Annotated in this window: 10 protein-coding genes and 1 pseudogene; 8 read left to right on the forward strand and 3 right to left on the reverse strand. The window is 75.7% G+C overall.

Annotated features, from left to right (window positions below; all coding sequences use genetic code 11):
* Positions 1-902 (forward strand): polysaccharide deacetylase family protein (locus tag EDJALFJO_RS06915; protein WP_088283541.1); only part of this gene is annotated, 902 nt, incomplete at its 5' end.
* A 38-nt stretch (positions 903-940) separates the two neighbouring features.
* Positions 941-1,822, forward strand: coding sequence for an FHA domain-containing protein (locus EDJALFJO_RS06920; RefSeq protein ID WP_143448349.1), 882 nt, complete (start codon positions 941-943; stop codon positions 1,820-1,822).
* 24 nt (positions 1,823-1,846) lie between these two features.
* Here the strand turns inward: EDJALFJO_RS06920 and EDJALFJO_RS06925 are convergent, their stop codons facing one another.
* Positions 1,847-2,566 carry a 5-formyltetrahydrofolate cyclo-ligase gene (locus tag EDJALFJO_RS06925; RefSeq protein WP_088283545.1) on the reverse strand — a complete coding sequence of 240 codons (720 nt, stop codon included), beginning with the start codon at positions 2,564-2,566 and terminating at the stop codon, positions 1,847-1,849.
* A 140-nt stretch (positions 2,567-2,706) separates the two neighbouring features.
* On the opposite strand from EDJALFJO_RS06925, the gene EDJALFJO_RS06930 reads away from it, so the two are divergent.
* The 5 genes from EDJALFJO_RS06930 (at position 2,707) to EDJALFJO_RS06950 (ending at position 8,183) form a co-directional block, all read left to right on the forward strand.
* On the forward strand, positions 2,707-4,722 hold the full coding sequence (locus EDJALFJO_RS06930; protein ID WP_143448350.1) for a diguanylate cyclase: 2,016 nt from the start codon (positions 2,707-2,709) through the stop codon (positions 4,720-4,722).
* Between the two features lie 192 nt (positions 4,723-4,914).
* Complete coding sequence (galU, locus tag EDJALFJO_RS06935; protein WP_088283548.1) at positions 4,915-5,922, forward strand: UTP--glucose-1-phosphate uridylyltransferase GalU; 1,008 nt, start codon at positions 4,915-4,917, stop codon at positions 5,920-5,922.
* A gap of 14 nt (positions 5,923-5,936) precedes the next feature.
* Entirely contained in the window at positions 5,937-7,166 is a 1,230-nt protein-coding gene (gene glp, locus EDJALFJO_RS06940; protein WP_088283551.1) for a gephyrin-like molybdotransferase Glp, read from the forward strand.
* A 62-nt stretch (positions 7,167-7,228) separates the two neighbouring features.
* On the forward strand, positions 7,229-7,657 hold the full coding sequence (gene moaC / locus EDJALFJO_RS06945) for a cyclic pyranopterin monophosphate synthase MoaC (protein WP_088283559.1): 429 nt from the start codon (positions 7,229-7,231) through the stop codon (positions 7,655-7,657).
* Positions 7,650-8,183: a molybdenum cofactor biosynthesis protein B gene (locus EDJALFJO_RS06950; protein ID WP_088283553.1), complete on the forward strand. Its 534-nt coding sequence runs from the start codon at positions 7,650-7,652 to the stop codon at positions 8,181-8,183. The genes moaC and EDJALFJO_RS06950 overlap by 8 nt, the downstream gene beginning before the upstream one ends.
* 128 nt (positions 8,184-8,311) lie before the next feature.
* Here the strand turns inward: EDJALFJO_RS06950 and EDJALFJO_RS06955 are convergent, their stop codons facing one another.
* Positions 8,312-10,759 carry a fibrinogen-like YCDxxxxGGGW domain-containing protein gene (locus EDJALFJO_RS06955; protein ID WP_143448351.1) on the reverse strand — a complete coding sequence of 816 codons (2,448 nt, stop codon included), beginning with the start codon at positions 10,757-10,759 and terminating at the stop codon, positions 8,312-8,314.
* A gap of 280 nt (positions 10,760-11,039) precedes the next feature.
* Here EDJALFJO_RS06955 and EDJALFJO_RS06960 point away from each other — a divergent pair, with 280 nt between their 5' ends.
* The gene (locus EDJALFJO_RS06960) at positions 11,040-11,711 is read left to right on the forward strand and encodes a GNAT family N-acetyltransferase (protein WP_088283557.1); all 672 of its coding nucleotides are present in this window, start codon (positions 11,040-11,042) and stop codon (positions 11,709-11,711) included.
* A gap of 532 nt (positions 11,712-12,243) precedes the next feature.
* Here EDJALFJO_RS06960 and EDJALFJO_RS35390 read toward each other — a convergent pair.
* Positions 12,244-12,463, reverse strand: a pseudogene (locus EDJALFJO_RS35390) (hypothetical protein); the annotation flags it as partial.

The following is a 12,463-nucleotide window of genomic DNA, read 5'->3' on the forward strand; positions in this document are numbered from 1 at the left end:
ATCACGCACCGCCTCTGTCCCCGGCCGGTCCCCCGGCGGCGGAGCAGGTCGTCGCCGGTGCGTCCGCCGACGGCCCGGCCGTCGGGAAGGCGGCCGACGAGGGCCTCGACGAGACCGCAGACCAGGCGACCGGCCCGGCCGTCGAGGAGGGCACCGGCCCCGCGGCCGAGGACCCCGCCGACCCCGTCGCCGAGGAGACCGCCGACACCTCGCCGCGCAGCGCGGCGGGCGCCGGCGCCGACTGCCCGCGGCCGCGGTCCGGCGTCCTGTCCACCGGCGGGGGAGAGGGCCGCACCGTCGCCCTGACGTTCGACGACGGGCCCGACGCGCAGACCGGGGCCGTGCTCGACGTCCTGGCGCGCGAGGAGGTGCCGGCGACGTTCTTCGTCGTCGGCGAGCACGTCGTCGAGCGGCCCGGCCTCGTCCGTCGCGCCGTCAGCGAGGGGCACCTCGTCGGCAACCACACATGGGACCACAGCTACCCGCGCGACGTCCGCGGCGGGTGGACGCGCCCGTACCTCGACCGTTCCCTCGGCCGCACCTCCGAGGCGGTGACCGAGGCGTCCGACGCGCCCGTGTGCTGGTTCCGGCCGCCGGGCGGCTTCCTGCCGGCGACGGTCCTGCCGGCCGCGCGCGGCCTGCACATGACGACCACCCTGTGGTCGGTGGACAGCCTCGACTGGAAGGTCCAGTCCCGCCGGGCCACGACCGCGGCCGAGCACCGGCGCCAGGTGGACGCCGTCGTCGCAGCGGCCACGGCGGCGGCCGGCCAGCGGCACCCGGTGGTGCTCCTCCACGACGGCGGTGGCGAGCGCCAGGTCACCGTCGACGCCCTCCCGCGGATCATCGACTGGTACCGGACGCACGGGTACGCGTTCGTCCGGGTCGACGGCAGCCGCTGACCGTGCAACCTTTCTGCGCCGCGCGGCGTGGAGTGGACATGACGGATCAGGGGACTGTCGTGTACGTCGGCGAGCCCGACGTCGTCCACGCCCTCGTGCCGGGCGGCCCCGGGCTGGTCTTCGGCCGGGACCCCGACGCGTGCGACGTCGTCGTGTGGTCGGCTCTGAACGAGCCGACGCTCTCCCGGCGGGCCGGGGTGCTGTGGCTCGCGGACGGGCAGCTGTGGCTGCGCAACCTGTCGCGCGGCCACGACCTGCTCGTCGTCGTCCCCGGGCAGCCGCCGCTGGGCCACCTGCCGCCGCGCGCCGGGGCGGACGACCCCGGCGCGGCCCGGACCCTGCCCGCCCGGTCCTGCCTCGTGCTCGGCCCGGCCGGGTGCGAGCTCGTCGTCCGGCCGGCCGCGGTGACCGCACTGACCGGCGCAGCGCTGCCGGACGACGAGAGCGACGTCGAGCGCACGCTCGTCGTGCCGGCGGTGCCGGGGCACCTGCGGGCCGTCGCCGAGGCGCTCTGCGCGCCGCTGCTCTCCGGCGGCGCGCTGCCCGCGACGTATGCGCAGATCTGCGAGCAGCTCGGGATCGAGAGCGTCAAGCGCGTCCGGTCGCTCGTCGCCGAGCTGTGCACGCTCTACCCGGACACCGGCGGTGCCACCGCGGCCGGGGCGTGGCCCGCCCGCCGGGCGCGGGAGGACGAGCTCGTGTCGGCGCTGCTCGACCACCCGGCGCACCGGCAGACCGACGGCTGGCGGTTCGACGAGCGGCCCGACCCGCGGGCCGAGGCCGGTGCGCCGGAGCAGCGCCGGGCGCTCGCACTGCCGGACCACTACGAGGCGGCGCACCTGCTCGTGCGCCACGGTCTCGTCGGCCGGTCCCGGGCACGCCGTCAGGACCTCGGGGCGCAGGACGCCGGCGCGGCGTAGGCGCCGGCGCGATGTCCCGCCGCGTCAGCCCCCGAGGCGCAGGTAGCCCTTCGGCGTGACGACGGCATCGACCCGCCGGTCGTGCGGCTCGTCCGGCACCGGCTCGACGGCGGCGTCGAGCACCTCGCCGTCGTGGACCACCGCGACGACCGGGACGCCGTCGTCGAGCAGCGGCAGCGCCCGGTCGTAGTAGCCGGCGCCCTGGCCGAGCCGGCGGCCCAGGGTGTCCACGGCGAGCGCGGGCACGAGGACGACGTCGGCGGCCCGGATCCCGTCCAGGCCCAGCCGCGGGCCGGTCGGCTCGTCGCCGCCGAACCCGGCCGGGGCGACGAGGACGCCGGAGTCGTCCGCCCAGTCCATGAGGCCGTCGGGGAGCACGATCGGCAGGATCACCCGGACGCCGCGCGCCCGCAGCGCCGCGCGGAGCTCCTCGGTCTGCGGCTCGCCGGGCATCGCCGCGTAGAGCGCGACGCACCGGGCGGCGGCGACCTCGGGGACGGCCTGGACGGACGCGACCAGGGCACCGGCGGCGTCGGTCTGCTCCTGCGGCGTCCGGCGGCGGCGCTCGGCCCGGATCCGGCGACGCAGCTCGTGCTTGGTCCGCGCGGGTGACCGCGCGGCCGTCCGGGCGGCGGTGGCACGGTCGGTGACGTCGACCGTCACGTCCGTGGGTGCGTCGGCAGGCGCGGCGGGTGCGCCGTCCGCACCGTTCGCCGGGTTCGCCCCCTCCTCCGTTTCACCCATTCGTCGCAACTCTTCGTGTCGATACGTTCACTCTCTGCTCCTACCGTGTCACGATCCAGAGGCCGGACGGTCCGTACGCCGCCGGTCGGGCCGGCGCGGCCGGACGGGTCGACCCGGTGGTCGGCCCAGGGGAGGGACCTGTGTCGCTGCGCGCACGCCTTGCACTTGTGCTCGGCGCCGTCCTCATCGCACCACTGCTGGCCGTGGGGATCGCCGTCGGGGTCATCGTGCCCGATGCGACCCGGGCCTACGCGGACGACGCGGCGGAGCGCGCCGACGGTGCCACCGCCATCGCGCTCGGCCAGCGCTGCGCCGGCCTCGGGGACGCCGCCCGCGCCGTGGCCGCCGACCTGCGGGTGCTGCTCGCGACGGCCGCCGCGGTCAGCCCGGCCGGTGCGCAGGCGGCCGTCGACGCGGCCGTCGACCGCCGCCCCGGGCTCACCGCCGCCGTCCTCGTCGACGGCGCCCCGCGCGCCGTCGCCGGGGCCGACGCCGCCCGCTTCACCGACCCGCTCCTGCGGGCGCAGTCCGCGGCCTCCTGCGCACGCCGCGAGGCCGCCGCGGACGGGCCGGCCGCGATGGCGGAGTCCGTCGCCGTGACCGACCCGGCCACCGGCGCCGAGATCGCCCGGGCCGTCGTCCTGGCCCCCGTCGACGACGCGGGGCTCGCCGCGCTCGCGGCCGGCCTCAACCTCGACACGGGGGTCGCGCTCGTCGACCGCCGCGGCGGGACCGCGGTCGTCTCCTCGACGGTGCCGCACGACGACCTCGCGCCCGTCCTCGAGGCGGTCTCGGAGGGCAGGCTCGGCGGCGGCGCCGGCGGAGCCCGGTTCCGGGTGCAGTCCGACGCCCCGGGCGTGCCCTACCAGATCGTCTCCGTCGAGCCGGTGCCCGGCCGGGGCCTGCCCGGCGTCGTCCTCGCGGTGGTCCTCGTGACCGTGGTCGCGGCCGCCGCCCTCGTGACTCTCGTCGCCCAGCGGCTGACCCGCCCGCTCGAGGTGCTCACCGACACCGCCGAGCGGCTCGGCCGCGGCGACCTCGACGCCCGGGCCGGGCTGCAGCCGCGCGGCCCGCGCGACGAGGTCGGCCGGGTGGCTACCGCCTTCGACGCCATGGCGGCCCGGATGCAGGAGCAGGTCACGGCGCTGGAGGCGAGCCGGGAGTCGCTCCGGGAGACCTTCGAGCGGTTCGGTGAGGCGCTCGGGCGCACCCACGACCTCGACGGGTTGCTGCGGACGGTGCTCGAGGCCGCGATGGCCGGCAGCGACTGCGTCGTCGGCAGCGCCCTGCTCGGCGGCCGCGGCTCGCTCGCGCTGTCGGGCAACGGCATCTCGGCGATCGGCGACGGCGCCGGGCCGCACGCGTCGAACGCCCTCGACGACCTCGCCCGGATCGCGGGCGAGGCGGTCCACCTGGGCCGGCCGGTCCTCGTCGAGCGGATCATGTCCGCCGGCCCGGCGCTCGCGCTGCCGATCCAGCGCGGCGGGGACGCCGACGGCGAGATCGTCGGCGCCCTGGCGGTCGCCCGGCGGCCGGGCGCACCGGTCTTCGACGACGTCTCGCTCGGCAACGTCCGCTCGCTCGCGGCGCAGGCCGGGACGGCGATCGCCAACGTCGCGGCGCACGAAGAGACCCGCCGGCTGTCGGTGACCGACCCGCTCACCGGGGCCGGCAACTTCCGGATGCTCACGACGACCCTGGGCCGCGAGGTCGAGCGCGCGACCCGGTTCAGCCGGCCGCTGTCGGTGCTCATGCTCGACCTCGACCACTTCAAGCAGGTCAACGACACCTACGGGCACGGCGTCGGCGACGCGGTGCTGCGCGAGTTCGCCCTGCGGCTCAAGGGCTGCCTGCGCGAGGTCGACACGGTGGCGCGGTACGGCGGCGAGGAGTTCGCGGTCGTCCTGCCCGAGACGGACGCCGCGGGCGCCGCCCGGGTCGCCGAGCGGGTCTGCGAGATCGTCCGGGGGACCCCGTTCACGGCGGGCGAGGACACCCTGCGGGTCACGGTCTCGGCCGGCGTCGCCGCCTACCCCGACCACGGCCGGACGTCGACCGAGGTCATGCGGGCCGCGGACGGCGCCCTCTACACCGCCAAGCGCGGCGGCCGGGACCGCTGGACCAGCGCCGGCGGCCCGGTGAGCCTGCCCACCTGACGCCCGGCCCGACGGCCCGGCCCGACGGCCCGGCCTGGCGGCTCGCCGCACGGGCGCCCCGCGACCTCGGTAGCCTCGACCCCTACGGTTCTGCGGCCGGGCCCGGTACGCCCGGGCCCACGGGGCGCCGCGGACACACACGCTCAGCCGGCGGCCCGGGGTGGACGGCCGCCGACCAGATAGGAGACCCGCATGACCGACGCGCACGTCGTCGAGTCCCACGACCCCGAGCGCACGCTGGGGCCGGTCGTCACCAAGGCGGTCATCCCGGCCGCGGGTCTCGGCACGCGCTTCCTGCCGGCGACGAAGGCGACGCCCAAGGAGATGCTCCCGGTCGTCGACAAGCCGGCGATCCAGTACGTCGTCGAAGAGGCCGTCTCGGCGGGCCTGTCCGACGTCCTCGTCATCACCGGCCGCAACAAGCGCTCCCTCGAGGACCACTTCGACCGGGCGTGGGAGCTCGAGGAGGCCCTCCAGGCCAAGGGCGACTCCTTCCGGCTGGCGCGCGTGCAGAAGTCGAACGTCCTCGCGGACATGCACTACACGCGCCAGGGCGACCCGAAGGGCCTCGGCCACGCCGTGCTCTGCGCCGCCCACCACGTCGGCAAGGAGCCGTTCGCGGTCCTGCTCGGCGACGACCTCATCGACGAGCGCGACCCGCTGCTCGGCCGGATGATCCAGGTCCAGCGCCGCACCCAGGCGAGCGTCGTCGCGCTCATGGAGGTGCCGCAGGAGATGGTCCACCTCTACGGCTGCGCCGCCGTCGAGGAGACCGGCGAGCAGGACGTCGTGCGGATCACCGGCATGGTGGAGAAGCCCGACCCCGCCGAGGCCCCGAGCAACCTCGCGGTCATCGGCCGCTACGTCCTGCACAGCCGCGTCTTCGACGTCCTGCGCAAGACCCCGCCCGGCCGCGGCGGCGAGATCCAGCTCACCGATGCGCTCCAGACGCTCGCGCAGGCGGACGGCGAGGGCGCCGGCGTCTACGGGGTCGTCTTCCGCGGCCGCCGCTACGACACCGGCGACCGGCTCGACTACCTCAAGGCCGTCGTCCAGCTCGCCTGCGAGCGCCAGGACCTCGGCCCGGAGCTGCGGTCCTGGCTGCGCACGTACGTCGCCGGGATGGGCCCCGGCGACGCGGCGACGACGCCCCCGACCTCCTCGATCCCGGTGTCGAACGGCACAGGGGCCCCGGCCTAGGGCACGATCGGGGCGTGAAACCTGTCGAGGAGCATCTGGCCGAGTGCCTGGCCGCAGTGACGGTGCTGCCGGCCACCGACGTCCCCCTCGTGGAGGCGCTCGGCTGCCTCCTCGACGAGGACGTCGTCGCGGCCGTCGACCTGCCGTCCTTCGACAACAGCGCCATGGACGGGTACGCCGTCCGGGTGCCCGACGTCGCCTCCGCGGCGCCGGGGCACCCGGTCCGGCTGCCCGTGACCGGTGACGTCCCGGCGGGCAGCGCGGCGCAGCTCGAGCTCGCGCCCGGGACGGCGATCCGGATCATGACCGGTGCGCCGCTGCCGGCCGGCACCGAGGCCGTCGTCCCCGTCGAGTGGACCGACCGCGGCACCGAGACCGTCGAGATCACCCAGGCCCCCGCCGAGGGTGCCTACCTGCGCCCGGCAGGGGAGGACGTCGCCCGTGGCGAGGTCGTGCTGCGCCGGGGCGTCCGGATCGGCCCCCGCCAGATCGGCCTGCTCGCGGCCGTCGGCCGGGCGACCGTGCGCGTCCACCCGCGGCCGCGGGTCGCCGTCCTCTCGACGGGCAGCGAGCTCGTGCCGCCCGGGCAGCCGCTCGGCCCGGGGCAGATCCACGACTCCAACGGCTACGCGATCGCCGCCGCCGCGAGCGAGCTCGGGGCCGACGCCCGGCACGTCGGGCTCGTCGCGGACGACGCGGACTCCTTCATGGCCGCGCTCGAGGCCGAGCTTGCCGGCGCGGACCTGATCGTCACGACCGGCGGCGTCAGCGCGGGCGCCTACGACACGGTCAAGGAGGTGCTCTCCCGGGTCGGCGGCGTCGTCTTCGAGAAGGTCGCCATGCAGCCCGGGATGCCGCAGGGCTTCGGGCACGTCGGGGCGGACGGCGTCCCGATCTTCACGCTGCCCGGCAACCCGGTGAGCTCGATGGTCTCCTTCGAGGTCTTCGTGCGGCCCGTGCTCCGCCGGCTCTTCGGCGAGACCGACCTGCACCGGCCGACCGTCACCGCGCGGGCCGGGGTCGCCTGGTCGTCGCCGAACGGCAAGAAGCAGTTCGTCCGCGCCCGGCTGACCCGCCCGCTCGCCGCGGACGCGCCCGTCGTGACCCCGGTCGGCGGCCAGGGCTCGCACCTCGTCGCCGACCTCGCCGAGGCCGAGTGCCTCGCCGTCGTCCCTGCGGACGTCACGCAGGTGCAGCCGGGCGACGAGCTCACGTGCATGCTCCTCGCCGGGCCGCGCCGGTGAGCGACGTGGCAGGCGCGCCGGCCGGCGGGCTGACGCACGTCGACGCCCGGGGCCGGGCCCGGATGGTCGACGTCTCCGCGAAGACCGTCACGGCGCGGGAGGCGACGGCGAAGGGGCGGGTGCTCTGCTCGCCCGAGGTCGTCCGGCTGCTGCGCGGGGACGGCGTGCCCAAGGGCGACGCGCTCGCCGTGGCCCGGATCGCCGGGATCCAGGCGGCCAAGCGGACGCCGGACCTCATCCCGCTCGCGCACCCGATCGCCGTCCACGGCGTCGTCGTCGACCTCGACGTCGTCGACACCGGCGTCGAGATCACCGCGACGGTCCGCACCGCGGACCGCACCGGCATCGAGATGGAGGCGCTCACCTGCGTGAGCGTCGCCGCGCTGGCGCTCGTCGACATGGTCAAGGCGGTCGACAGGCTGACGACGATCACGGACGTGCGGGTCACCGCGAAGTCCGGCGGCCGGTCGGGGGACTGGACCCGTGACTGAGCCGGACGGCGCCGCCGGGCCCGGGGCGGGCTCCGCGGGCCGGGCGCTCGTCGTCACCGCGTCGAACCGGGCCGCGGCCGGGGTCTACAGCGACCGCGGCGGGCCGGTGCTCGTCGACGGCCTGCGCGCCATGGGGTTCGACGTCGACGGGCCGCAGGTCGTCCCGGACGGCGAGCCCGTCGCCGAGGCGCTGCGGGCCGCCGTCGCGGCGGGCTACGACGTCGTCCTCACGACCGGCGGCACCGGGCTCACCCCCGGCGACCTCACGCCCGAGGTGACGCGCGGCGTCGTCGACCGCGAGGTCCCCGGCATCGCCGAGGCGATCCGCGCGTACGGCCTCGCGCACGGCGTCCCGACGGCGGCGCTCTCCCGCGGGATCGCGGGCCTGGCCGGCCGCACGCTCGTCGTCAACCTGCCGGGGTCGCCGGGCGGCTGCAAGGACGGCATCGCGGTCCTCGCGCCGGTCCTCCCGCACGCCGTCTCGCAGGCCCGCGGCGGCGACCACCGGCCAGGCGGCGGGGTCTAGCCGGCCGGTCGCACGCAGAAGGAGCCCTCCCGACCCCGAGTTACTAGCGCGTATGACCTGTTCATCGGGTCATACGCGCTAGTAACTCGGGAGGGCGGGACGGGCTCCTTCTGCCGGCTGCGTTCGCGTCAGCCGACGACGAGCGGCGCCGTCGTCGCGCTGACGTTGCCGGCCTTGTCGAGCGCCCGGACGACGTAGCTGCCGGGGGCGTCCGCCGCCGGGACGACGATCTTCCAGGACGTCGTCGTCGCGATCGGGACGTCCCCGCGGAAGACCGTGTAGCGCAGGCCGCCGGCCCGGTTGTCCGTCGAGCCGGTCCACGACACCGTGACCGTCGAGCCGTCGACGGCGGCCACGGACTTCACCGCGGTCGGCACGGTCGGCGCCTCGGAGTCGTTGCGGCAGAACCGGGAGAAGCCGCCGGAGCTCTGCCACGTGCTGTCGGAGCGGCGCTTGGTCTGGGTCGTGTCGCCGCCCTGCCAGAGGCAGTTGTCCGAGTCGACGGTGAGCGCCCAGGGGCCACGGACGGCCCGGGTCTTGATCCACGGGGTGTAGTCCGTGAGGTACTTGCCCGTCGCGACGTCGTAGGCACCGATGTAGCGGATGTTGTCGATGTCGTCGTAGGCGTCGATCGACGACCACAGCGTCCGGCCGCCGTAGTTGTAGGACAGGATGCAGTGGCACGAGCCGTACGCGATGCCCTGGTCGACGGTCGCGGCCTGGAAGTCGCCGCCGCCGCCCGGGTTGGCGTTCGAGACGTTGCCCCGGGTCATCGTCATGTCGGCGCGGTCGTAGCTGTGGAACGAGTGCTCGGAGCCGCCGAGGATGAACCGCGAGCCGGTCTCGACCGCCGTCTGCTGGTAGGTCGCCTTGGCGGGTGCGCTGGAGACGCGGGCCTTGAGGCCGGCCACCGCCGCGGCCGGGGACGTCGTCGTCACGGCCGCGAACTGCGGGACCGCCTTGGCGCCGTCGTTCATCGTCGCCATGAAGCCGCCGAAGTAGACCCGGTCACCGGCGGCCGAGGCGAGGACGAAGACCGGGGTGCCGTCGAACGCGGGGTTCCACGTCGAGTCGGGCCGGCCGGTCGTCAGGCTGAACCGGGCGCCGCGCTTGGTGTACGAGAACCCGGAGAGCGCCGTCGTGCCGCCCGCGGTGTGGGTGAACTGGCCGCCCGCGTAGAGCCACGTGCCCTGGAGCGACAGGCCCGTCACGGTGCCGGGGGTGATCGTCGTCGTCGTGCCGGACGTGGAGCGCCGCTCGAGGGCGAACCGGTAGGCCGCGGAGGTCGCGCCGGTCGCCGGGTCGAGGGCGACGAGACCGGCCTGCGCCACGCCGTTCACGGTCGTGAACTCGCCGCCGACGGCGAGGGTGCCGTTCGGGAGCGCCGTCAGGGCGTTGACCTTGCCGTTGAGGGTGGGGCGGAAGCCCGGCACCCAGGCGCCGGTGCTCACGTCGAACGCCGCGAGGTACGCCTGCGGGGTGGACGTCGTCGTCGCGCCGTACTCGTCGACCTGGGCGAAGTTGCCGCCGACGTACATCGTCGAGCCGATCTGGGCGAAGGCCCGGACCTCGGTGTCGCGCTCGGTGGACAGGCCGTTCGCCTGGCCGCTCACGCCGGCCGGCTGGGTCTCGGCGAAGTTGTCGAACATCGACCGCTTCGTGGAGCCGGCGAGCCCGGTGCCGACCGGGGTGATCGCGAGGTCGGCCCAGCGGACCTTCGGCCGCACGAAGACCTGCGCGAAGGGCATCGCGTAGCCGGTCGCGTAGCTCCACAGGTAGCTCGTCGCGGCCGCGGCGCTCGTGCTCGCGGTGCCGGCGACGGCCGAGCCGTACCCGAAGCCGGGCAGGTTGTTGTTCTGGGCGGCGACCCGCCGCGTGTCGAGGCAGTTGACGCCCGTCGTCGGGCAGGACCGCGCGAACGTGTAGGCGCTCGACCAGATCGCCGAGCCGGTCGCGGTGTTCGTGTAGGTGGTGGCGCCGAACGTGATCCGGCTCAGCGGGTAGCCGCCGCCGATGGTCCAGCGCCACTCGCCCATCGTCGAGGGGAAGACGCGGGCCTCCTGCCACGTCGTCCCGGCGGTGTTCGTCGCGCGGCGCACCCGGACGCCGTCCGTCAGGTCCTTCACCGCGGTGCCGTTGAGCAGGCCGTTGACGGTCGCCGTCGGCACGGCCTTCGGCGCGAACGCGGCGGTGCCGGTGACGGTCGCGGAGACCTCGGCGGTCGTGCCCTGGCCCTCCGGCAGGAACGACCAGTTCTCCCGGCCGCGGCCGAGGAGGACCCAGCCGCCGCCGTCCGTCGTCATGTCGCACCAGAACTGCTGCGGGTAGCCCAGGCCCGGGGTGTAGAGCCAGTACCGGCCGTCGGCGGCCGCCGGGTTCACCTGCTTGACGTCCCAGCAGGACGCCAGGGCCGTGGCCTCGCTGAGACCGTCCCGCGTGGTCGCGGCACGGGCGGGCGTCGACAGCGCCGGCACGAGGCCGGCCGCGACGGCCACGACGGTGCCGAGGACGGCGATGCGCCGACGGGCGGCGGAGCCGGTGGTGCCCAGCAGCCGCTGGCGGGCGGAGAACGGCATCACGAACAGTCCTTCGTCTCGGTGGTCGTCGCCCTGATCACCGTTCCGCGTGACGCACCGTGCGCGGCGTTACGGAGAACGGGAGATCCGGACAGGAACATCATGACCGTCCGTGAGGGCCTGCACGGTGCACCCGGCCGCATTCCCCCGGCTTTGTCCACCGAACGGTCCATGCCGGTACCGCCGTCCGGGGGCCGGTGGGGCCACCGGGGTCGTCCGGCGCGGCCGGACGGCCGGCATCGCCGCCGGAACCGGGGCACGAGGTGACAGACTTCCCCGCATGGCAGAGGGACCGCGCGGCGGGGCCCGTCCGTGGCCGGTGCGGCTGCGGGAGGGCGACGTCCTGCTGCGTCCGCTGCGGGTGCGCGACTCCCGGCGCTGGCGCGCCGTCCGCAACGAGAACTCGCAGTGGCTCGCCCCGTGGGAGGCGACGCACCCCGACGAGCACAGCCTGCCGCCGTCGTTCGCGCAGATGGTCCGCTCGTTCTCGCGCGAGGCCCGGGCCGGCCGGCTGCTGCCGTTCGCGGTCGAGGTCGAGGACCGCCTCGTCGGCCAGCTGACCGTCTCGGGGATCTCCTGGGGGTCGCTGCGGTCGGCGCAGATCGGCTACTGGGTGGACCGCCGGGTGGCCGGCCGCGGGATCATCCCGGCCGGGGTCGCCCTCGTCGTCGACCACTGCTTCTTCACTCTGGGTCTGCACCGCATCGAGGTGAACATCCGCCCCGAGAACGCCGCGAGCCTGCGCGTCGTCACCAAGCTGGGGTTCCGCCCGGAGGGGCTGCGCCGCCGCTACCTGCACATCGACGGCGCGTGGCGGGACCATGCGACGTTCGCGCTCACGGTCGAGGACGTGCCCGGCGGGCTGCTGCCGAGGTGGCGCGCGCTCGCCGCGGACGCCGCAGAGGAGCGTGCGCTGCGGGCCGAGCGCGACGCGGAGCGTCCGCGCACCTGAGGGCCTCGTGCGGGAGCCGGTGCGCGCCCCGGCGCGCTCGGTGACGGCCGGGACCACCGGGCCGCCGCCGGGCCCGGACGGTCACCGCAGCGTGACGACGGGCCGGACGGCGAGCGGCGGCGGGGCGGGCCGGGCCCGTCGTCCCGGGGTCCCGGAGGTGCTCCGGAACACCTGCGAGACGTCGCCGGACGGTGCTAAGAGGCACCCCCGGCACGCAGCGTGCCAGGGGTCCGCGGAGTCGATCTCGGCCGTGCTCGTCAAAGTAATCGATTGGTGACTTTGTGTTGAAGTTCAGCACAGGGGAGGCGTCAGATCGCGCTGCGCAGTCACAGTAGTCACAACTTTCACACCAGGCTCCGCCGAGACACACCACGCACGGTGCGTGAGGAAGCGGTCGCGGAGCCCTACCGTCAGAGATCGTGCACCTCGACAGCCTCGTCTTCACCCTCGTGGTCGGGCTGTGGGCTGCCTATCTTCTTCCGCAGTGGGTCCGACGACGCGAGTCGCTCGGTCAGTCCCGGACCCGCGATCGTCACTCGGAGCGACTCAGAGTGCTCGCCAGGCGCAGTTCGTCACCGACAGCAACGGGTCCGTCGACCCGTCCGCTGCTGTCGGGGACGCACGTCGCGGGCACCCCGGCGCCGCCCGCGGGCCCGCCGGTACGGGCCGGGGCCCGTGCCCAGGGCCGCCCGAAGCCGCTGCCCGAGGCCGCGCCGGTCGTCCGTGCGACGCCCGGCCGGGCGACGTCCCCA

This window comes from Kineosporia sp. A_224, from assembly GCF_002198655.1.
Lineage (GTDB): Bacteria > Actinomycetota > Actinomycetes > Actinomycetales > Kineosporiaceae > R-H-3.

Excerpts from the sequence above, each read along its gene's own strand:
- EDJALFJO_RS06920 (WP_143448349.1), top strand. The coding sequence starts at position 941 with ATGACGGATCAGGGGACTGTCGTGTACGTCGGCGAGCCCGACGTCGTC.
- EDJALFJO_RS06925 (WP_088283545.1), bottom strand. The coding sequence starts at position 2,566 with ATGGGTGAAACGGAGGAGGGGGCGAACCCGGCGAACGGTGCGGACGGC.
- galU (WP_088283548.1), top strand. The coding sequence starts at position 4,915 with ATGACCGACGCGCACGTCGTCGAGTCCCACGACCCCGAGCGCACGCTG.
- moaC (WP_088283559.1), top strand. The coding sequence starts at position 7,229 with ATGGTCGACGTCTCCGCGAAGACCGTCACGGCGCGGGAGGCGACGGCG.
- EDJALFJO_RS06955 (WP_143448351.1), bottom strand. The coding sequence starts at position 10,759 with ATGCCGTTCTCCGCCCGCCAGCGGCTGCTGGGCACCACCGGCTCCGCC.
- EDJALFJO_RS06960 (WP_088283557.1), top strand. The coding sequence starts at position 11,040 with ATGGCAGAGGGACCGCGCGGCGGGGCCCGTCCGTGGCCGGTGCGGCTG.